This is a genomic window from Nostoc sp. (assembly GCF_036917755.1).
Taxonomy (GTDB): Bacteria; Cyanobacteriota; Cyanobacteriia; order Cyanobacteriales; family Nostocaceae; genus Nostoc.
Map to the genome: position 1 here is coordinate 104,443 of NZ_JBALFC010000002.1, position 19,143 is coordinate 123,585.

Sequence of the window (19,143 nt, forward strand, 5' to 3'; positions counted from 1 at the left end):
TTCTATTTTGCCGCTCGGTTAAACCTACCCAAAACTACCTAAGTCTAGACAAAACTAGCCAAAAGTAGTTTTGGAGTTAACTTCCTGTTTCACAGTGGTCTTAGGATGATTCCTAAGAGGTTTGTCCACTCCGCAGGCTATCCCGGTAGAGCTTACCGTTTCTGACCGTTCAGGAATAAAAATATTCTCAAACCATCGGTCTATGTTTTTGGCAGCGTTTAAGTCTCTATCCTCAATGTGACCGCAGTCAGGACAGATATAAACGCGGTTCTTAAGTGGCATCTTATGTCGATGATTACCGCAGTTAGAGCAAATTTGAGAGCTAGGAAACATCCTATCAACCAAAACCAATTGGCTAGAGAATTTCTCAGTTTTGTATGCTAACTGACGGCGAAACTCGTACATACCACAATCAGCAATTGCGCCTGCTAATTTATGGTTTTTGAGGAATGCTTTGATTGACAAGTCTTCTATCTTTATGACGCTGTGGTTTTTAGCTAAATACTGAGTCAATTTGTGGATAGCATCCTTGCGGATATTTGACACTTTAGCGTGTAACTTGCCAAGCTTTTTAACAGCTTTAGCACGATTCTTAGAACCAATAAATTTCTTGCTTACACGACGCTGTGAGCGCTTTAAACGCTTATTGAGCCGACGGTAAGCTTTGGGGTTAGAGAATACAATACCTGTGCTAGTAACAGCTAATTCTTTGATACCTATGTCAACGCCCACAGTAGGGCGTTCAGCATTGATAATAGGCTGTTCTATTTCGTATTTGATGGCTATAAACCATCTATCAGCTTGCCGACTAATAACGCAATTATGAATAGCTGTAACTGGTAATGGTTCGGCTAATCTCACCCATCCAATAGTAGGAAGTTTTACACGCAATTCATCATTTTTTATTGCTGGTTTAGCTTTAGTCCCAGATTCCAAATAAAAAGAATCACGCTGACCTTTTTTCTTGAATCTGGGTTGTTTAGACACTTTTTTAAAGCATCTATCCCACGCTTGGCGTAAGTCGGTTATTGCTTTTTGTGGGATATTCTTATTAACTTCGTAATACCAATCATGTTGAGATTTCACCTCTGCAACTAATCTCTTATGCAAGTCAATTGCAGACGGAATCTTGACAGATTTATCATTTTCCCGCACTTTTAAAATCTCTATGATTGCAGCATTAGCCCAGTTATAGGCGTGTCGTGCAGTGCCAGAAGCTTTACGGAAAGCTGTTATCTGCTTGTTGTTAGGTATTAATGCTGTTCTAAAACTGAGTAACATCGTAATACCATTCAATGTTTTGCTGACTTCTCTAATATATCCCCATATCTATATCCCCATATCTACCCAACATCAACATATTTAGCTAGATTCTTGTACGACTTTAGCCACATTATCCAGTAGATTTTTGTTTTTGCCACTAGGTGAGCCATATAGACGTGCTGAGAATACGGTGATTAGTTCAATCATGTCTGTGACTAGCTCTTGCTCAACCGAACACTTCCTTACCCCAGCAGAGTCAGATCAACGAAAATCGGCTATTCCTCCCATCCCTTCAAGGGATGGGAGGAATAGCCGCCCGCCGATTTAGTCATTAGTTATTAGTCATTGGTACTAACAACTAATGACTAATGACTTCGATTTGCCCCTGGCTTCAAGCCGGGGGATGAGTTAACATCTGTTTTATCAGAAATTGCCAGAAGCTCAAAGTTGCACCAGAATACAGCTTGTGACAGCAGGTCAGACCAAATGTATCGAACTCAGGTTAATTTTAGCTGTCAGCCGGATGCAGGAAAGAGTATTATGGTGTTTCAGTTCTGATACAATAAAAAGGCTCCTATTTCTGGCTATGACGCTACAATTGCGCGTTTATGTTCCACCCCATCCTCTGATCAAACACTGGCTGGCAGTTGCCCGTGATGCAGGCACACCTTCAGTATTATTTCGGAGTGCCATGACCGAGTTGGGAAGATGGCTGACTTATGAAGCTGTGCGAGACTGGTTGCCGACCCAAGAAATATCGGTGCAGAGTCCTTTGGATATCTGTCCAGCAACGGTGATTGATCCGCAGGTGCCTATAGCAGTAGTACCGATTCTGCGGGCTGGACTAGGATTACTTGAGGGAGCGCAGACTTTATTACCTTTAGCATCGATTTATCATCTGGGCTTGGCACGAGACGAAGAGACACTGCAACCTCATTGTTATCTGAACAAGTTACCAGAAAAATTTGACCCCCAAACACGAGTGTTAATTACCGATCCAATGTTGGCAACAGGAGGGTCGATCATGGCGGCAATGGCAGAATTAACACAACGGGGTGCTGATCCAGCCCTGAGCCGGATTGTTTGTGTAGTGGCGGCTGCACCAGCTTTGCAAAAACTGAGTGCAGCTTATCCAGGTTTAATAATTTACACGGCGACTATTGACGAAAAACTGAACAACAAGGGATATATTGTACCGGGATTGGGAGATGCTGGCGATCGCATCTTTGGGACTTAAGCTAGTATGCAGCTAGGGCAGGAAAATAGCATAACTACTGTAAAAGTTGCAAGGTTTGTTGAAGGCGGTAAAGATATGAGTCAGCGAGATGGTTTTGGTAGTGGTTTTTTAGCCGGGGCGTTTGTTGGTGGCGTATTTGGCGGTGTTATCGGGGCACTAATTGCTTCTCGACGCGAGCCAGAATTGCTCACAGAGGAGGAGACAGAACTGACAGATAGCCAAGCCGAAGCTAAGAAAATAGCAGCAAAGCGACGTCAGATGAAAGCCTCAGAAAGTCAGAATATTGGTATAGAAACAGCCCGGCGATCGCTAGAAGATAAAATTGCCCAGCTAAATACCACAATTGATGAAGTGCGGAACCAACTGGGAAATGTCAATGGCAGTTCACCCGAAACAACCCATGATCGCTCCCTCACTAAAGACTCCTGAGATTTGGTCAGGCGTGGTGAAAGTGTCAAGTGTGATAAATGTGGAATCCGCAGACACGATGACATGGACTAAATTAAAATTAAAAGATAAGACCGCGTTTGAAACTTAAGTAGGAAACCAATAAATCTATGTACCTTCTGATTACCACTCTGGCTACTTTCATCCAGATTTATACTGTTTTGCTAATTATTCGGGTTTTATTGACCTGGTTCCCCAATATCAACTGGTACAACCAACCATTTGCCGCTTTGAGCCAGATAACCGACCCTTATCTGAATCTGTTCCGCTCAATCATTCCCCCATTAGGCGGTATGGATTTTTCGCCAATGTTAGCTATTATACTGCTTCAAGTAGTAGGTGGTGGTCTACAAGCCGTCTAGTAACACAGAACTTGCATTTTCCTCCACTTCAAGTAAAGAATTTTAGGTCTGGGCTAATTAGTCCAGACTTTTTAAAGTATCTATAGCAGTCTGCTTTGATTTTTGTTCGCGCAGCGTGGCGTAGCCATAATTATTTGCGTAGACAGGGAGTAGGGAGTAGGGAGTAGGGAGTGGGGAGTGGGGAGTGGAGAAGAAGCCTTTTCGGGGTGTACTGATTTTTTTCAAAAATCAAATACGAGTCCTATCTTAACAAAGTTTGGGGGTTTAAGTCCCCTGCTATCAATTGCCAGCGCGAATTGAAGCCTAATTGAAATCCCCGTCACAAAACTTAATTACGTTCGCGTAGCGTGCCGGAGGCTCTATTACGAATTACGAATTACGAATTATTTTAACGCCGGACTTGACCGCTAAATCCGGCTGCTTTAAATTGCTTTAGCTTCAAAGGTAACGGCTGATTCGCAGGTACAGAAATTCTCAATTCAAAATCGCTAATGCCTGGTGGTACCTCAGCAATAGAACCTAAGCGAGTGCGGTTTTGCATCACCGAGTCATTGTTGGCATCATAGATGCGTCCAAAAATATCTGCGTCGTAGACTGTTTTGTAAGTGCCATTTTCGGCTTTGCCAATGACCATAAAACAATTGGCAGCTGCGCTACCACTACTGATAACAGCCCCTTGTGCTAGTTCTGGTGGGCAATCTTTATAAGAAACATCAAATAGTTTAATCTGTGTCAGGGCTACAACTGGGGGAGCGATCGCCCACGATAGAAAGGTGATCAGACAGGAAATAAAAACGACCGTGAGTGAGCGCAACCGCATAAAATACCCCGTGACTTAATTTAACAAACAATAACATCTCCAGAAATTAAATATGCGTTATCCAGAACCCTTGTAGAGACGTAGCAGTGCTACTTCTCTACATTTATTTTTGAAGATGCTATATAACTTACAACCTCAGCTTACCTGAATTTAGCTACAGGGGGATTGGAGACTTTAATTTAACATTTGTAATAATTAGGGAAATAAACCCTCAATTCCTATTAACTTATGACTCCAGATGAGATTGAAGCAGCTATGCTTGCAGCCTTTAATCGTTGTGATGCAGTAAGCTGTCCTCTCACTGACACGCAAAAGCAGATATTACTGCAAGTGATAGAGCAAATTCAGGGAAATTCTCCCTCTGGGGCATCAGGTATTGCTAATCCCTTAGACGAACTTACCGCAGAGGAGTTAGAAGCATTTTTACAATTTGTTAAGGATGAAGAACAACGCAACCGCACTTGGAAAGTGCAACTACTCAACGACTGGCTGCTGGAAAATGACTCTGGAACAGTACAATTTATTCGCAAACGCTATGGTTTACAGTGGCTCAATCGTGTTGAGTCATGTCATTTTGATAAGTATTCTTATTTTGAGGATGCACTAAAGCTGAGAGTAGGCGATCGCATTGAAGTTTCCAATGCACTATGGGAATGGGTGCAAGAGGATGGGCCTTGTAAGCGCGAATGGTTTCCCTGTATGGTGATTCAGATCGAGGAAATTAGCGATGTCTACGACGGGCTACGCCTACGCGATGATTCCTCTACTAATTGTGTCGTCCGCTTCTTCAATGGTGCTGAGTATGAAATTCAAGGAATCTACGAATGGAATCGCTACAATTGGCGTTGGCCTCAAAAGTAGTGCTGAGTATTGAGTGCTGAGTGCTGAGTGCTGAGTGCTGAGTAAATCTAATTGAGTCTCAGAACTCCGTTCATCCACATCGGAACTCCGTTCATCCACATCGGAACTCCGTTCATCCACATCGGAACTCCGTTCATCCACATCAGAACTCCGTTAATGAGTCTTTGATACTCGTTGATGAGTCTTTATACTCTGACTGCTGCTGTATGTTAATAAAATCATTGCTTGAACAACGCCCAAGCCAAAAACCTCTCGGTATGATACAACGCTAATTGATTGCTCACACCGTTGAAAACGGCATCAAAAGCGTGTTCTGCCCAAGGAATTTCTAGAAAAACCGCAGTATTACCAGAGTCATGTAAACGTTTATACATTTGTCTGCCAAATCGCGCTTCTACCAAATGGTCACGACTACCGTAAATTAATAAAGTTGGCGGTAAAGGGTGCGTCATGTAATTTATCGGTGAAGCAATTTTATATTGATTAGGCAATTCTTCTAAAGAACCACCAATAAATGCTTTTAAAACAGCGCGAGTGTTGATGGGATCGGGATTTGGCGGTGTTTTGTATCCTTCAGTTAAGTTAACAGGCCCGTAATAGTTCACCACACCACGAATCGGTGGTGCATCTGTTTGATAAGCCGCTAACATTGCTAAATGCGCTCCCGCAGAACGTCCTAAAAGTACCATACGTTCAGAATCAGCTTCATATTCGGCTGCATGTTTACGAATAAAATTTAGAGATGTACGCACGTCATCTAACTGAGATGGAAACCGATATTTAGGTGCGTGTCGATAGTCGATCGCAAATACCGTATATCCATGATTAGCAAGATATTGATTAAACTCGGCATTTGCATGAGGATTGCCATATTGCCAAGCTCCACCATAAATTACTACCACTGTTGGATATTTCCCCACTTTTGAGGGTTGGTAAACTTCCATTTTTAAAGGCACTCCCGCAGGAGAAGCAAAGAGAATATCTTTTTGATGACGCGTTTTACCTAATGGAATACCGCGAAATAAATTAACTAAGTTAAAGGGATGGGTTTGCATCTTAGCACTTACTTGGACTGGAATTTGCTCTAGATAATCTGCTCCCAACCCTTGTTTCATTGCTTTAGCCATCTGTATTTGAGTTAGTGGGATATTCACTAGCACCCATCCACAAATTAGCAATCCTATTAAACTGAAAATACAAGCTAGGCGTTGTAGTTGACGGCGACGAATGTAGAACAAAGAAAGTAATAAAGAGAGCAAATTTAATAATAATAACCAAGGACTGACTTCTGGCGCTCCCACTGCTAGGGTGAGTAAAAACATATTTGGAGCCGGAAGAATAATCCAAGAACTAAGAAATAGACTTGCAAAACTGAGTAATAATGCAAGCCATGATAAAAGTATTTTTGGTTTAGCAAACATAAATTAAAGTGCGGTAATAACGACTTAAAGAAGTACAATTTATTCGCAAATGCTCAGGTTGGCAATAGTTACAGCTATTTTCAGTTAAATAGACGATGCTGTAGCCCTGGCGAATAGAATGAGACTGTTGGCGAATAAGTGAGGGGTTAAACCCCCCAGCCCTAAAACCTCGGCTTTGCGTTGCTTTCCCGCCCTGCAATAAATTGCGGGCTAATAGCTAAAGTACGTTGAAACGCACTGAAATTAAAGAAATTAAGATGGATTGGGGCTGATGGGTTAGACCTCCGATCAATTCGCCAACAGTCTCATAGAATTCGCGGCTACACAAACTCTCGTCCGCCTTCGCGGACTAATACCAATTCTGTATGAAGATGCGCTAAACCATATTTAAGTACAAGAAAGAAAAACGAACCGCAAAGGACGCAAAGGACGCAAAGGAAGAAGTTAAAAGGGTTTGGCGCAGCCTCACAAAGAAATGGTATAAGAAAAAATTGAGGGTTTGTAACCCACGGAGATGAGTAATATCATATCCGCTTGATTACTTATTAAACCCGAAGAACCCCACCCCGCCAAAGCTACGCTTCGTCAGGGGATTAAGGGGAGCCAGGCGGTAAGAGCGGGTTTCCCGACTTGAGGCGACTGGCGCCCGGCGAGCCACTCTTGTTGCATCTGGCACGCGGTTTCTAACCGCCCTTTGAAATTATTTCTTTATCAATCTAAGCCCAAATCCTCTCTCAACGCTTGGCGCATCACTTCTACAGGTATAGTTTCCTGCTGCAACCAGATTTTTAAGGCTGCTACTCCTTGTTGGACTAGCATTTCTAATCCATCGATCGCAATTGCGCCTTGTTTTTCTGCTTGCTCTAGAAATAGCGTCGGTTTCGGAATATATATTAAATCGTAGGCGATCGCACCCGTTGGTAAATTCGCTATTTCCTCAACACTCAAAGGCGACTCATCAACTTTGGGATACATCCCGATAGGGGTTGTGTTTACTAGCAAATCTGCTTGAGGAATCAATTTTGCTAGTTCATCCCATGTACCGACTTGCAAATTCTCTTCTATAGGTGAATTACTCCAACTATCGCAAAATGCTTGTAATTTCTGCACATTGCGCCCCAACACATAAATTTTGGCAAAACCTAGTTGATGACAACCTGCGACAACCGCTCTAGCCGCGCCACCATTACCCAAAATTACCGCTACTTTCTGGCTCCAATCCTGCTTATAGGTTGTTTGCAAAGGGGCGATAAATCCTTCTATATCTGTGTTTGTCCCCACCCATTTATTATTTTGGCGACTAACTGTATTAACTGCGCCTATAGCTTGAGCGAGGGGTGTAATTTCTGATAGAAGGGGTATGATTGCCTGTTTATGAGGTATTGTCACATTAAAACCGACAACACCAATAGCGGCGAAACCTGCGATCGCTATCTCTAGATTCTGTGGTTCGATAGGAAAGGGAAGATAAACGTAATCTAATTTTAAATGTGCGATGTCTTCTCTACGAGAGGCTTCGCCAACGACGAGCTGCGCTAACGCGGCATTATGCATCAGTGGCGATCGCGAATGTTCCACTGGATGTCCAATTACCCCTAGCAGTTTAGTTTTGCCTGTAATCAATCTTTCTTTAGTCATTTGTCATTTGTCATTTGTCATTTGTTATTGGGCATGAGTTATTCCCCTCATCTCCCTCATCCCCCTCATCCCCCTCATCCCCCTCATCTCCCCCATCCCCACTCCCCACTAGCCTACAATTATTAAAAGCTACTTAACATTTCTTTTGATTATGCAGGCAACTACAGCCCCAACTCCTGGTAAATATTGGCAGTGGCGAGGGTACAACGTTTACTATGTGCGTGCGGGAGAAAAACAATCGCAACGTCCGCCCTTGCTTTTGGTACATGGATTTGGTGCTTCCACAGACCACTGGCGCAAGAATATCACAGGATTGTGTCAAAATTTTGAAGTATTTGCGATCGACCTTTTGGGATTTGGGCGATCGGCAAAACCGAAATTACAGTATAGTGGCGACTTATGGCGTGACCAACTCCATGATTTTATTAGTGAAGTAATTGGTCAAAAAGCAGTATTAGCGGGTAATTCTCTTGGTGGGTATGCTGGCTTGTGTGTGGCAGCACAGCGTCCTGACAGTGCGGCTGGTTTAGTTTTGCTCAATAGTGCCGGTCCTTTTAGCGAAAGCCAACCGACATCTGAGCCTGAAGCTTTACAATCAGAAATTCAGCCACCTAAACAAACCTCTTCTTTACAGAAACTTCTGGGTGAGAGTGTTAAGTGGATTCTTCAACAACCTTTAGCCCAGTTTTTGTTATTTCAATACGTGCGACAACGTTGGGTGATCCGCCAAACTCTAGAAAAAGTTTATCTTGATAAGAGTGCGATTACAGACCAGTTGATAGAAGAAATTTATCGCCCTGCTTACGACGCTGGTGCGTTGGATGTATTTGTGTCAGTCTTTAGCACTCCTCAAGGGGAAAAAGTTGATGTGCTACTAAAGCAATTAACTTGTCCAGTTTTGATGTTGTGGGGAGAAGCTGACCCTTGGATGAATCCTAGAGAACGTTCCCAAAAATTTCGTCAATATTATCCTGAACTCACAGAACATTTCTTAACAGCAGGTCATTGTCCCCATGATGAAGTACCAGATAGAGTAAACCAACTTTTAGGCGATTGGGTTTTGTCTATTACCAAGTGAATAAGCTTTAGACATCTCCAAAATTTAAATATGTTTTATCCAGAACCCTTGTAGAGAGGTAGCAGTGTTCATTGGTGTCAACTTAACGTGAAAGCCAGTCTAGAAGCAGCTTTTAGAGATTATCTCATTCCCAGTCAGAGACTGGGAATACCTAATGGGAGGGCTGCCGCCTCTGGAGTTGCGACAGAGCCGCAATTGAAGAGCATTTCTAGCCAGAGGCTAGAAACGAGGTTTTAAAAGGGTTTTGGCTTAAGTTGACACGCATGAGCAGTGCTACGTCTCGATATTTTTTTCACCAGATGCCTTTTTTATAACAATCCTTCCAATTCGGCGAATTTACGCAAACGTGGTAAACACTGGCGCTGATAAAAACTGCTTAATGTCGGAATTGACAGCCCAAATTCCTCAGATAATTCTCTCCAGCTAACTTCCGGGGGTAGGCGTTTGAGAATTAACACCTGACAATTCACATCTGGATGCCCTTTAATGCAAGTACCACGCAATTCTCCTTGAGAATCTGTCTTAACCCATATCTCCAAGTCTTCCAGAATCGGAGGTGCTTGGGGGATAGCTGGGAGGTTATCTACAGGATCAATAGTTTCACTTATTCCACCCGATGTAGACTGACGAACCCGAAGAGGGACTGTTGTGGCATGTTCCCGGTTCTGGTTAATGTAAAAGTCTTGTAATCTCCGTTTTAAGTAAGCATTCAGCCAGGTGATGACACTGCCATAGGTGGGGTCATAGGTTTGACCTGTCAAACCTTCACAAACATTGCGGCAGAAATATAACCAAGTTTGTTGTAGTGCATCTTGATAGTAGGGAGTACTTTCCCTCCAGAGTCTACTTGCTGTCAAGCGAATAATTTGCGTGAGCAGCTTCTGACGCTGAGGACTTCCAGACGGGTGTCCACAGGCTTCGGTAACTAAGCGGCGTAGCTGTTCATCGAATTGAACCATGACAATCTTGGGGCAGAAAGCAAGAATATCTTAGTATTGCGTATAACAACGCCCTAAAAAATACCTTTCGTCAAGATGTTGGGGAATGGGGAATGGGGAATGGGGAATGGGGATTTTGAGTCTTTGAACTGGATGAACAAGTCTCTAAATTTTCCCTACTCCCTACTCCCTACTCCCTACTCCCTACTCCCTACTCCCCTCAATATAATCCCAGCCAGGACAGGAAATTTTCCCACCAAGAATATCTCAGATTACCTACACTCAGCTTCATTTTGTTGCGAATGTCTTGAATATTCCAGTTGGTTAGTTTAGCCAGAGTTTGCGCCTCTTGTTCAAAACGCTTGGGCAAAGACCGTTTATATTCTCTACCCGCCTGACATTTGAGTTCCCCTTGGAACGGATGTTGCAAAACATAACGCCCTTGGAAAGATTCACTATTAGCAGTTTGTTGAAATATCAAGTCTTCAGGGAATTTGTCGCGGGTGTAGCGGACGTGCAGCCGGGAGATGAAGACGTTACTGCTAGGAGAGGAACGACGAAAGCTGGGGCGTACTGGTACATCACTTGCAGAATCATCTAACCAAAATACGCCTGCTTGCTTGAGTTCTTCTGGGGTTAAGGGATCGGCAGAACAAGGATCGCAACTACCCATGTCCCAAGCGTATTCCAAAAAACCAACTTTACGATCTTCTTTGGTGTAGGCAGTTTGAAACATGGATTTGTAGAATTCACCAAATTCACCTTTGACAAACAAGGGAATATTTGCGTTGGAGGGAATTTTCACTGTCCGGTAGTTAGTGATTTCTACCTCTCCTTGGGGCGAGAGGATGTAGACAATCAAATCCTGCTCTGTCGTAGCATTGATCATGCCCAAACGAATTGGCAGCATGAATTTAGGTGACTGGTAGGAAATTTGTAGGGGACGCAGGAACTGATAGCCAGATTTCTCAAATTTATCCAAGTTTACTTTGGCAACAAAGAATTTCATTGAGGAGCGGATGTAGGGCTGAAGTAGCTGTTTCGCTCCTCTAGGGATTTTGTAGCCATTGCGTTTAAGCCAAGTTTCCAGTCCGCCAGATTCTTTAGCGCTGAGGATCAAAATGTCGTATTCGCCGACGTTGAAACGTGCTTCAACTGTCACACCCAAACTGCGATCGCTTGTCTTTTTAGCTTCCTCATTGACTGCGCCTGCTCTAGATGCTGGAGCAGGTCGATCTACCGAATCACTTACAGCACAAGGATCTGAGTCAAAATATTCTACCAATCGCGGCGCACTAAAAGCATCTAAGCGCTGGATAATCTTAGGTTCAGTCACACGAACTTGCTCTTTTTGCAGCACCGTTGGCACAGGTATTACTATTGCAAAATCTTTCACCTCGCCTTGAAAGTCGTTTGCCATTGTCATAACAGTGCGATCGCCATCCCGTGCGATCGCCACCTGAGAAGCTTTGTTATACAGCTTCGTATCAGCTTTAGCTACATAAAATCCACAAAATGCCCAAGCTGCCGGTGCAAAGCACAAAATAGCGACAATTGCCAACAATAATGGCGTTAAAAGTCGAAAAATCTTCATTTTATACCTCTACTTTTTTAGTGCTGAGTTAGAGACGCGATTAATCGCGTCTGTACAGGAGTTAGGAGTGCTGAGTAAGAAGTTCTTCCCCTGCTCCCTCATCTCCCTCATCTCTCTCATCTCCCTCATCTCCCGTTTGCCAAGCGAAGATTGGGGATTTGCTCTTTCTCTATTACCCATGACAATATCCATTGGGTTGCTAGACTTGTGGTGATCGCTACCCCAATTAACTCTGGTCGCAACGTCCAGTCTCGTGTAGCGATTCCCAAGACTAGGAACAAGCCCAGAAATAGAATTTGATCATCTCGTATATCTTTTTTGAGCAACATTACCCTTTCATTCAGGGATTCCCCGTAGATTTGTCATCAATCTAGACGAGTGCTAACTCAAATAGTATTTATGTTACAGATTTTGTTACAAAATAGATTTACCCATATCTTTTTAATCTCTGGCTTCGTTGCCAACCCGCCTTAGAATAAATTCCCTCTCTTATAGGTTAAGTCCTCTCAAGAGGACTTAATACAAGGTTTTAAGTCATGTAGATGGTTGGACTCTGTGTGTTAGGGAAAATTTCAGTCCACTTAAGTGGACTTGAGCTATTAGCCCTGAACTTAAGTTCTGGGCGGGATTGCCTGTCTACGCGATACTTTGACTGTTACAAAAATGTGGGTAATGACAAGACCTTAGACAGTCGGGAATTACCCGAAAAAGTCAATATAATCAAAACCAGGATAAGAAACTTTCCCACAAGGAATATGTGAGATTTCCGACACTCAGCTTCATTTTCTTGCGAATATCTTGGATATCCCAGTTGGTTAACTTAGCCAGAGTCTGCGCCTCTTGTTCAAAACGCTTGGGCAAAGACCGTTTGTATTCTTTACCTGCTTGACACTTAAGTTCCCCTTGAAAGGGATATTGCAAAATATAACGCCCTTGGAAAAATTCACGGTTGGCAGTTTGCAGGAAAATCAAGTCTTCTGGGAATGTGTCGCGGGTGTAGCGGACATGCAGACGGGAGATGAAGACGTTACTGCTAACAAAGGGAATACCAAAATTGGGGAATGCTGGTACATTAGTTGAAGAATTATTAATTAGCCAAAATACACCTGCTTCCTTGAGTTCGTCTGGGGTCAGGGGATCGGCAGAACAAGGATCGCAACTACCCATATCCCAAGCGTATTCCAAAAAACCGACTCTTTTGCCTTCTTTGGTGTAAGCGGTTTGGAACAGGGATTTGTAGAATTCATTAAATTCATTTTTGACATACACCGGAATATTGGCGTCGGTGGGGATTTTCACCGTCCGATAGTTAGTGATTTCTGCCCCTCCTTCGGGCGAGAGGATATAGACAATTAAATCCTGCTCTGTCGTGGCATTGAGCATGCCTAAACGAATTGGCAGCATGAACTTGGGTGATTGATAAGAAATTTGTAGCGGACGCAGTAACTGGTAGCCAGATTGCTCGAATTTATCTAAGTTGACTTTGGCAACAAAGAATTTCATTGAGGAACGGATGTAAGGCTGAAGTAACTGTTTCGCCCCTTGAGGGATTTTGTAGCCATTGCTTCTGAGCCAAGTTTCCAGTCCGCCAGATTCTTTAGCACTGAGGATCACGATGTCGTATTCGCCGACGTTGAAACTCGCTTCGACTGTCACACCTAAACTGCGATCGCTACTCACAGATCCCGCATTACCTCCATTAGCTGATATTGCGCTCTGTGCTAGTGAGTTTTTGAAATATATTGGGGCACAAGGATCTGGATCAAAATATTCTACCAATCGTGGCGCACTAAAAGCATCTAGGCGCTCGATAATCTGGGGTTTGGCAACGCGAACTTGCTCTTTTTTCAGCACTGTTGGCACAGGTACTACTATTGCAAAATCTTTGACTTCACCTTGAAAGTCGTTTGCCATTGTTAGGACAGTGCGATTGCCATCTCGCGCGATCACCACCTGAGAAGCTTTGTTGTACAGCTTCGTATCAGCTTTAGCTACATAGAATCCACAAAATGCCCAAGCTGCCGGTGCAAAGCACAAAACAGCTACAATTGCTAATAGTAATGGCGTTAAAAGTCGAAAAATCTTCATTTTTTATACCTCAAGATTTTTAATGCTGAGTGCTGAGAGACGCGATTAATCGCGTCTGTACAGGAATTAGGAGTGCTGAGTAAGAAGTTCTTCCCCTGCTCCCTCATCTCCCTCATCTCCCTCGTCTCCCTCATCTCCCTCTTGCCAAGCAAACCTGGGGGCTAACCAGAGGACATCTATCAGAATGGTCAATGGCGCAAGGGCAAACAATGCCCAGAAAACTGCGGTGGAAACAAAGAAATAATTCCGCAGAATGAAAGTTAATCCGGCGATGCAAACTGCCCAAACTACCCGCCCAATTCGGGAATTGGGGATCGATCGCGGATCTGTAATCATAAATAGGGCGAACAACAACAAAGAGCCGCTCATCAACCGGTGCCAGTAAACATCCCAAGTCCAACCCAGCCAGAGATTGCGAATGGCTTCTAACAAAGAGTAGGCACCCAAAAAAGCTGCTGTGGTGTCCCAGCGACCAATGCGTTGTAAAGTCATGCCGCCAGTTCCGGCGAATAAGAGCGCATACCACCACTCTTCACCCCATTGTCCCGGCGAAACCCAGGCATCGGAGGTCAGAACCAAGGCGGAAATGATGCCAAAATTACCAGGGTTGAAGAAATGCTTATCACCAAATTTGAAGAGAAATTTGCTAGCGATCGCACTTGCTGCGGCTATTGCCATTGTCGTCCAGTGGTCAGCCCGCAACAATAAACTGAGTCCCAGTGAGGTAATTAAAGCACTACGAAGACTCGTAATTTGTCCTTTGTCATTAGTCATTTGTCCCTTGTTGTTTGCCAATGACCAATGACTAATGACTAATGACAATATCCATTGGGTTGCTAGACTTGTGGCAATCAATACTCCAATTAACTCTGGTCGCAACGTCCAGTCTCGTGTACCGATTCCCACGACTAGGAACAAGCCCAGAAATGAAATTTGATAATCTCGTATATCTTTGAACAACATTAGCTTTTTATGCAGTGTTTCTTCGTAGATTGATCATCAATTTAGGTGAGTTTTAGGTCAAATAGTATTGCTCTGACAGATTTTTTACAAAATAGAGCATTGACATTTTCCAGACGACCTTTCCCAATTGACTTTGGGGTGGTGATTGACATGTCAAAGCGATCGCTCTGATGTTTGAACCTATAAGCAGCGCTCATTCATAGAACTCTCTATTTGTATAGTGCGTAAGTTTTAGATATAAGCTAGGTAAGCAGTGATTCGCACGCTCAACAGCCTCATATTAAGTAATCAGTGTACTTATGCAAGATTACGGAAAAAATAAAAACTTTATGCAGTTAGCTCCCCTATTCCCAATTTTCTACCGCATTCTCCAGCCGAGTTTTCCCAACTGCCTTTGGGGTGGAAATCCCGATTCTAAAGCGATCGCCCTCACATTCGATGATGGACCCCATCCGCAATACACACCCGAAGTCTTAGCAGTATTAGACCGTTACAACATTACAGCGAGTTTTTTTTGGTTGGGTGTTTGCGTCAACCGTTCACCAGACATTGCTGCATCTGTTAGCGATCGCGGACACTGGATCGGATTGCATGGCTACGATCATCGCTCTTTTCCCATGCTTTCCCCAAATGACCTGAAGGACAGTTTAGAAAAAACCCAAACTGCCATCTACAATGCCTGCAATCTGCAACCTGAACAAGTGCGAGATGTTCGCCCCCCCAATGGTTTATTTACACCTGCGACTTTAAAATTGTTCTTTCAGTGGAATTACCGCCCAGTTATGTGGAGTGTTGTACCAGAAGACTGGGTGCGGCCAGGCGTTACCACTGTAGTACAGCGAGTTATGCAGCAAGTCAAAAATGGTTCGCTGATTGTTTTGCATGATGGTGCTTGCGGTGGAGAAGATGTTGCTGCCATAATTCAAATTCTGATTCCGCAACTGCTACAACAAGGCTATGAGTTTGTGACCGTTGATACTCTGTGGCAGCAAGTTAAGAAAAACCATTGATTGTTACACATTTTAAAAATAGGTGAACTTAATAATTTGCTCTAAATCAGACTTTCCCATAAATTATGCCAGAGCAGTTTCAGATCATTGACGTTCCCCTAGATGCCCCAGAGGCTGATGCTTTAGTTAATTTGCCTATCAATTGGAAACCACCAGAGGGAATTAGTCATCCGACGGAAACTTTTGTTGGGTATTTACTCTTGGATGCTTGGATTGGGAATAGCGATCGACACCATGAAAATTGGGCATTCATGAGTTTGGAAGAGAAGATTTATTTAGCACCAACCTATGACCATGCCTCCTGTCTTGGTAGGAACGAGTCTGATTCTAAAAGGAAAAGCAGGCTAATCACAAAAGACGCTGGCTTTTCTGTCCAAGCGTATGTGGAAAAATGCAATTCTGCGTTGTATGCTAGAGTTGGCGATCAAAAAACTCTCAAGACTTTTAATGCATTTTGTGAAGCGCAAAAACGGTATCCAGATGCAGCGAGGATATGGTTGAATAATTTAGCAAGGGTGTCAAGCAATGATACGTTAGAGCTTTTTGAGCGTATTCCATCTAATCGCATATCGCAAACAGCAATTGAATTTGCACAGAAGATATTGGAATTAAATCAAAGTAAGCTGCTGGACACCCTACTATGAAAACACTTTTTTTAGCTTGGCAAGATCCTAATAGTCGTGTTTGGCTTCCCATTGGTCGCTTAACATTTGACGGGAAAAAATATCAATTTGTATATACGCAAGGTGCTGTAAAAGCTCAAACTGAACATAATTTTCAGCTATTGTATTCCTTCCCAGACTTAAACAAAGAATACACATCAGTTGAACTGTTCCCCTTGTTTTCTAATCGATTAATGCGACGCTCTCGCCCCGATTACAAAAATTATATTGAATCGCTAAATATTCCCGAAGGTGAAGACGATCCAGTTAGCATTCTTTCTCGGAGTGGTGGACGCAAGGTAACAGATTATTTTGAAGTTTTCCCCTGCCCAGAACCAGATAAAAATGGTTTATACCAGATCCATTTTTTTGCACATGGACTGCGACACCTTCCTACTTGTGCAACTGAACGAATTAATCAATTACAAACAGGTGAACTGTTACATTTAGCTAACGAATTTAAAAATCCCTATGACCCGCGTGCATTGCTCTTATGCACTGAGGATCATCACATCGTAGGTTATTGCCCTCGGTATATTGTGGATGATGTTTTTAAACTCAAGAACAAAAATTCAGAACTTCTAAAAGTAAAAGTTGAGCGGATTAATCCAGTACCCACACCACTCCAACTACGTTTATTGTGCAATATGACCGCAGAATGGCATGAGGATTTTCGTCCATTTTCTAGTCGGGAGTATCAGCCTTTGGTGGCTGATATCCCAGAGGCTTATGCTAGTTCCTAGAGTTAATGTGCAGCTAGAAAAGCTTCGACTTCAGCAGCAGTAGGTTGAGATGCGATCGCACCTGCTTTAATGGTAGTCAGCGCTCCAACAGCACTGGCATAAGTGACAATGCGTTTTGCTGTTTCTGCATCCCGCAAGCTGTGGATGCCGTGCTGACTCAGTTGGTGGATGAATCCTGCCAAAAAGCTATCTCCTGCACCAGTTGTATCAACTACGGGGATGGAAAACGCAGGTAATTTGCCTTCGTTCTCACCCAGACAGTAGGTGCAACCGTTTTCCCCATCTGTTACTAATACTCCTTCAATTGAAGCCAGACGGTAAGTTATGGCTCCGGGATCTGCGGTTTCAAATAGCCATTCAGCTTCTTCTTTGGAAAGTTTCAGGAAATCGACTCGCTTAAATAATTCTGGAATTTTTTGATGAGCGATGTTTGGTTCATCCCAAAATACAGGACGCCAGTTGACATCCAGCACAATCTTCAAATCGTAATGTTCTGCTAACTCTAGAGCGCGGTGAATTGCCTCTCCACTTTCAGGATAGGCTAATTCCAAAGTACCCAAAACCAGAAAATCTGCCTCTTGAAACAGCGAATTTGGCAATTGTTTAGCTTGCAGGCGAGTATCGGCAAATTCTGCGGTATCGTATTGACCAAATCCGGCAAAGGTGCGATCGCCAGCCAGATCCCGTGTAACATAAACTTGCCGCGTTGGTGCTGTGGGATGGCGTTGTACTCCCGTCGTCTCTACACCTACATCTTGTAATAGTTTCACCAGCGCATTCCCTGGTTCGTCTTCACCAACGGCTCCGATAAATCCGGCTGATGTCCCCAGCTTGACTAAAGCACAGGCTACGTTAGCTGGTGCCCCTCCTGGGTAGGGAGTCCAAGATTTCACTTCTTCCAGCTTTAGCCCCAATTGATCGGCTAAACAATCAAACAAAATTTCACCAAGGCACAAAACACGGGGATTGCTCATCTCATTTTCAATTTTAGATTTCGATTTGGGATTAGGAATTTACAGTATAAAATCTACAATAATTTTTGCTAATCTGTCGCCAGTCCTTCATAGAATTAAATAGCAATTTTAACTACTCCCATAACATATATATGCTTCTAATACTCTCCAAAATTATCCTAGTGAATATACTAACTCTCTGTAGATATAAGGTATACTCTGATATAGTAATATTTTAAGAGTTTATATTTCTGTCAACTTGAAATCCAAAGAAAATATTGACAATAGTATTACTGCTAACACTTGAAAGCCCTACCAACAAAAGAATCCTCTAGAATTAGAAAGAGCGATTAAGTACATATACCAACAGAGGATAGAAATAGTCATGGCTGGTGGCAAGTCTGAGACCCCCGTTAGTCTATCAGACAGAGAACTGCAAATTATCGACTTAGTGGCCACTGGCTTAACTAACCAAGAGATTGCAGGAAAACTGGAGATTAGCAAGCGTACAGTTGATAACCATATCAGTAATATTCTCACCAAAACCGAGACAGAAAATCGAGTAGCTCTTGTCCGCTGGGCTTTACAGTGGGGCAAAGTCTGTTTGAATGATGTCAATTGCTGTCTTCTGCCTAACCAGATCGAATAAACAATTTACTAGTAGCAACGTAATTGCTCTGGTCTGGTACACTAAAGAGCCAATGAATCAGGTTTACTGATTGTTCCCCTCCTCACATCTTTATTTCAGTGTGAACACTCTACCAAAAGTTCCGAGTCCTTTACTCAGCCGGAGTTTATGTTAGTGGAGCCAGCTGACCCTCGGACTCGGAAACTATAAAGATCAGAATTACTTTCCAAATTCAGCAGAACAGATGTAGGACTTACGCATCAGCAACGAAAAATTAAGGGTTTGGGCAAGGGACTGGGGACTTTTAAGAAGCAGGGGAGCAGGGGGAGCAGGGGGAGAATAAATAACCAATGCCCAATGCCCAATGCCCAATGCCCAATGCCCAATGCCCAATGCCCAATGCCCAATGCCCAATGCCCAATGCCCAATGCCCAATG

Annotated in this window: 19 protein-coding genes and 2 pseudogenes; 9 read left to right on the forward strand and 12 right to left on the reverse strand. The window is 43.3% G+C overall.

The features are described from left to right. Nucleotides 1-54 precede the first annotated feature (54 nt). Both V7L05_RS01265 and V7L05_RS01270 read right to left on the reverse strand, forming a co-directional pair. The gene (locus V7L05_RS01265) at nt 55-1,281 is read right to left on the reverse strand and encodes an RNA-guided endonuclease InsQ/TnpB family protein (RefSeq protein ID WP_335161073.1); all 1,227 of its coding nucleotides are present in this window, start codon (nt 1,279-1,281) and stop codon (nt 55-57) included. Between the two features lie 81 nt (nt 1,282-1,362). Beyond that, nucleotides 1,363-1,491 (reverse strand): annotated as a pseudogene (locus V7L05_RS01270) (IS607 family transposase); the annotation flags it as partial. A gap of 358 nt (nt 1,492-1,849) precedes the next feature. On the opposite strand from V7L05_RS01270, the gene upp reads away from it, so the two are divergent. From upp to V7L05_RS01285, 3 genes are all read left to right on the forward strand, one after another. Then, nucleotides 1,850-2,500, forward strand: coding sequence for a uracil phosphoribosyltransferase (upp, locus tag V7L05_RS01275; protein ID WP_335161109.1), 651 nt, complete (start codon nt 1,850-1,852; stop codon nt 2,498-2,500). Nucleotides 2,501-2,575: 75 nt separating this feature from the next. Further along, complete coding sequence (locus V7L05_RS01280; protein WP_335161111.1) at nt 2,576-2,929, forward strand: hypothetical protein; 354 nt, start codon at nt 2,576-2,578, stop codon at nt 2,927-2,929. Between the two features lie 128 nt (nt 2,930-3,057). Next, nucleotides 3,058-3,309 (forward strand): YggT family protein, encoded by a 252-nt coding sequence (locus V7L05_RS01285; protein WP_334952251.1) that lies wholly within the window; start codon nt 3,058-3,060, stop codon nt 3,307-3,309. Between the two features lie 388 nt (nt 3,310-3,697). Here V7L05_RS01285 and V7L05_RS01290 read toward each other — a convergent pair whose 3' ends face one another. After that, a complete protein-coding gene (locus V7L05_RS01290) occupies nt 3,698-4,129 on the reverse strand; it encodes a biotin carboxylase (protein WP_335161075.1) in 432 nt (143 codons plus the stop codon). Between the two features lie 228 nt (nt 4,130-4,357). On the opposite strand from V7L05_RS01290, the gene V7L05_RS01295 reads away from it, so the two are divergent. Next, complete coding sequence (locus V7L05_RS01295; protein WP_335161077.1) at nt 4,358-4,990, forward strand: hypothetical protein; 633 nt, start codon at nt 4,358-4,360, stop codon at nt 4,988-4,990. A gap of 218 nt (nt 4,991-5,208) precedes the next feature. On the opposite strand, the gene V7L05_RS01300 is transcribed toward V7L05_RS01295, so the two are convergent. Next, entirely contained in the window at nt 5,209-6,411 is a 1,203-nt protein-coding gene (locus tag V7L05_RS01300) for an alpha/beta hydrolase (RefSeq protein ID WP_335161078.1), read from the reverse strand. Between the two features lie 711 nt (nt 6,412-7,122). Beyond that, nucleotides 7,123-8,049, reverse strand: a complete 927-nt coding sequence (locus V7L05_RS01305; RefSeq protein ID WP_335161080.1) for a shikimate dehydrogenase — start codon at nt 8,047-8,049, stop codon at nt 7,123-7,125. A gap of 151 nt (nt 8,050-8,200) precedes the next feature. On the opposite strand from V7L05_RS01305, the gene V7L05_RS01310 reads away from it, so the two are divergent. Beyond that, a complete protein-coding gene (locus V7L05_RS01310; protein WP_335161082.1) occupies nt 8,201-9,127 on the forward strand; it encodes an alpha/beta fold hydrolase in 927 nt (308 codons plus the stop codon). 308 nt (nt 9,128-9,435) lie between these two features. Here the strand turns inward: V7L05_RS01310 and V7L05_RS01315 are convergent, their stop codons facing one another. The 6 genes and pseudogenes from V7L05_RS01315 to V7L05_RS01340 form a co-directional block, all read right to left on the reverse strand. Beyond that, nucleotides 9,436-10,086, reverse strand: a complete 651-nt coding sequence (locus V7L05_RS01315; RefSeq protein WP_335161084.1) for a sigma-70 family RNA polymerase sigma factor — start codon at nt 10,084-10,086, stop codon at nt 9,436-9,438. Nucleotides 10,087-10,285: 199 nt separating this feature from the next. Then, complete coding sequence (locus tag V7L05_RS01320) at nt 10,286-11,659, reverse strand: DUF2330 domain-containing protein (RefSeq protein ID WP_335161086.1); 1,374 nt, start codon at nt 11,657-11,659, stop codon at nt 10,286-10,288. A gap of 170 nt (nt 11,660-11,829) precedes the next feature. Continuing rightward, nucleotides 11,830-11,985 (reverse strand): annotated as a pseudogene (locus V7L05_RS01325) (Na+-transporting NADH:ubiquinone oxidoreductase, subunit NqrB); the annotation flags it as partial. A gap of 394 nt (nt 11,986-12,379) precedes the next feature. Then, nucleotides 12,380-13,747, reverse strand: coding sequence for a DUF2330 domain-containing protein (locus V7L05_RS01330; RefSeq protein WP_335161088.1), 1,368 nt, complete (start codon nt 13,745-13,747; stop codon nt 12,380-12,382). Between the two features lie 66 nt (nt 13,748-13,813). Further along, the gene (locus V7L05_RS01335) at nt 13,814-14,710 is read right to left on the reverse strand and encodes an RnfABCDGE type electron transport complex subunit D (protein ID WP_335161090.1); all 897 of its coding nucleotides are present in this window, start codon (nt 14,708-14,710) and stop codon (nt 13,814-13,816) included. Nucleotides 14,711-14,751: 41 nt separating this feature from the next. Next, complete coding sequence (locus V7L05_RS01340; protein WP_335161092.1) at nt 14,752-14,907, reverse strand: hypothetical protein; 156 nt, start codon at nt 14,905-14,907, stop codon at nt 14,752-14,754. 132 nt (nt 14,908-15,039) lie between these two features. Between V7L05_RS01340 and V7L05_RS01345 the strand changes: the two genes are divergently transcribed. The 3 genes from V7L05_RS01345 (at nt 15,040) to V7L05_RS01355 (ending at nt 17,125) form a co-directional block, all read left to right on the forward strand. Further along, the gene (locus V7L05_RS01345) at nt 15,040-15,720 is read left to right on the forward strand and encodes a polysaccharide deacetylase family protein (RefSeq protein ID WP_335161094.1); all 681 of its coding nucleotides are present in this window, start codon (nt 15,040-15,042) and stop codon (nt 15,718-15,720) included. A 65-nt stretch (nt 15,721-15,785) separates the two neighbouring features. Further along, nucleotides 15,786-16,364: a hypothetical protein gene (locus V7L05_RS01350; protein WP_335161096.1), complete on the forward strand. Its 579-nt coding sequence runs from the start codon at nt 15,786-15,788 to the stop codon at nt 16,362-16,364. After that, nucleotides 16,361-17,125 carry an HIRAN domain-containing protein gene (locus V7L05_RS01355; protein WP_335161098.1) on the forward strand — a complete coding sequence of 255 codons (765 nt, stop codon included), beginning with the start codon at nt 16,361-16,363 and terminating at the stop codon, nt 17,123-17,125. Before V7L05_RS01350 ends, V7L05_RS01355 begins: the two co-directional genes overlap by 4 nt. Nucleotides 17,126-17,127: 2 nt before the next feature. On the opposite strand, the gene V7L05_RS01360 is transcribed toward V7L05_RS01355, so the two are convergent. After that, entirely contained in the window at nt 17,128-18,099 is a 972-nt protein-coding gene (locus tag V7L05_RS01360) for a carbohydrate kinase family protein (RefSeq protein WP_335161100.1), read from the reverse strand. Nucleotides 18,100-18,463: 364 nt separating this feature from the next. Between V7L05_RS01360 and V7L05_RS01365 the strand changes: the two genes are divergently transcribed. Further along, nucleotides 18,464-18,727 (forward strand): helix-turn-helix domain-containing protein, encoded by a 264-nt coding sequence (locus tag V7L05_RS01365; RefSeq protein ID WP_292764399.1) that lies wholly within the window; start codon nt 18,464-18,466, stop codon nt 18,725-18,727. Nucleotides 18,728-19,143: the final 416 nt, after the last annotated feature.

Excerpts from the sequence above, each read along its gene's own strand:
- V7L05_RS01290 (WP_335161075.1), bottom strand. The coding sequence starts at position 4,129 with ATGCGGTTGCGCTCACTCACGGTCGTTTTTATTTCCTGTCTGATCACC.
- V7L05_RS01350 (WP_335161096.1), top strand. The coding sequence starts at position 15,786 with ATGCCAGAGCAGTTTCAGATCATTGACGTTCCCCTAGATGCCCCAGAG.
- V7L05_RS01265 (WP_335161073.1), bottom strand. The coding sequence starts at position 1,281 with ATGTTACTCAGTTTTAGAACAGCATTAATACCTAACAACAAGCAGATA.
- V7L05_RS01360 (WP_335161100.1), bottom strand. The coding sequence starts at position 18,099 with ATGAGCAATCCCCGTGTTTTGTGCCTTGGTGAAATTTTGTTTGATTGT.
- V7L05_RS01285 (WP_334952251.1), top strand. The coding sequence starts at position 3,058 with ATGTACCTTCTGATTACCACTCTGGCTACTTTCATCCAGATTTATACT.
- upp (WP_335161109.1), top strand. The coding sequence starts at position 1,850 with ATGACGCTACAATTGCGCGTTTATGTTCCACCCCATCCTCTGATCAAA.
- V7L05_RS01345 (WP_335161094.1), top strand. The coding sequence starts at position 15,040 with ATGCAGTTAGCTCCCCTATTCCCAATTTTCTACCGCATTCTCCAGCCG.
- V7L05_RS01295 (WP_335161077.1), top strand. The coding sequence starts at position 4,358 with ATGACTCCAGATGAGATTGAAGCAGCTATGCTTGCAGCCTTTAATCGT.
- V7L05_RS01340 (WP_335161092.1), bottom strand. The coding sequence starts at position 14,907 with ATGAGCGCTGCTTATAGGTTCAAACATCAGAGCGATCGCTTTGACATG.
- V7L05_RS01305 (WP_335161080.1), bottom strand. The coding sequence starts at position 8,049 with ATGACTAAAGAAAGATTGATTACAGGCAAAACTAAACTGCTAGGGGTA.
- V7L05_RS01310 (WP_335161082.1), top strand. The coding sequence starts at position 8,201 with ATGCAGGCAACTACAGCCCCAACTCCTGGTAAATATTGGCAGTGGCGA.
- V7L05_RS01365 (WP_292764399.1), top strand. The coding sequence starts at position 18,464 with ATGGCTGGTGGCAAGTCTGAGACCCCCGTTAGTCTATCAGACAGAGAA.
- V7L05_RS01320 (WP_335161086.1), bottom strand. The coding sequence starts at position 11,659 with ATGAAGATTTTTCGACTTTTAACGCCATTATTGTTGGCAATTGTCGCT.
- V7L05_RS01300 (WP_335161078.1), bottom strand. The coding sequence starts at position 6,411 with ATGTTTGCTAAACCAAAAATACTTTTATCATGGCTTGCATTATTACTC.
- V7L05_RS01280 (WP_335161111.1), top strand. The coding sequence starts at position 2,576 with ATGAGTCAGCGAGATGGTTTTGGTAGTGGTTTTTTAGCCGGGGCGTTT.
- V7L05_RS01355 (WP_335161098.1), top strand. The coding sequence starts at position 16,361 with ATGAAAACACTTTTTTTAGCTTGGCAAGATCCTAATAGTCGTGTTTGG.
- V7L05_RS01315 (WP_335161084.1), bottom strand. The coding sequence starts at position 10,086 with ATGGTTCAATTCGATGAACAGCTACGCCGCTTAGTTACCGAAGCCTGT.
- V7L05_RS01335 (WP_335161090.1), bottom strand. The coding sequence starts at position 14,710 with ATGTTGTTCAAAGATATACGAGATTATCAAATTTCATTTCTGGGCTTG.
- V7L05_RS01330 (WP_335161088.1), bottom strand. The coding sequence starts at position 13,747 with ATGAAGATTTTTCGACTTTTAACGCCATTACTATTAGCAATTGTAGCT.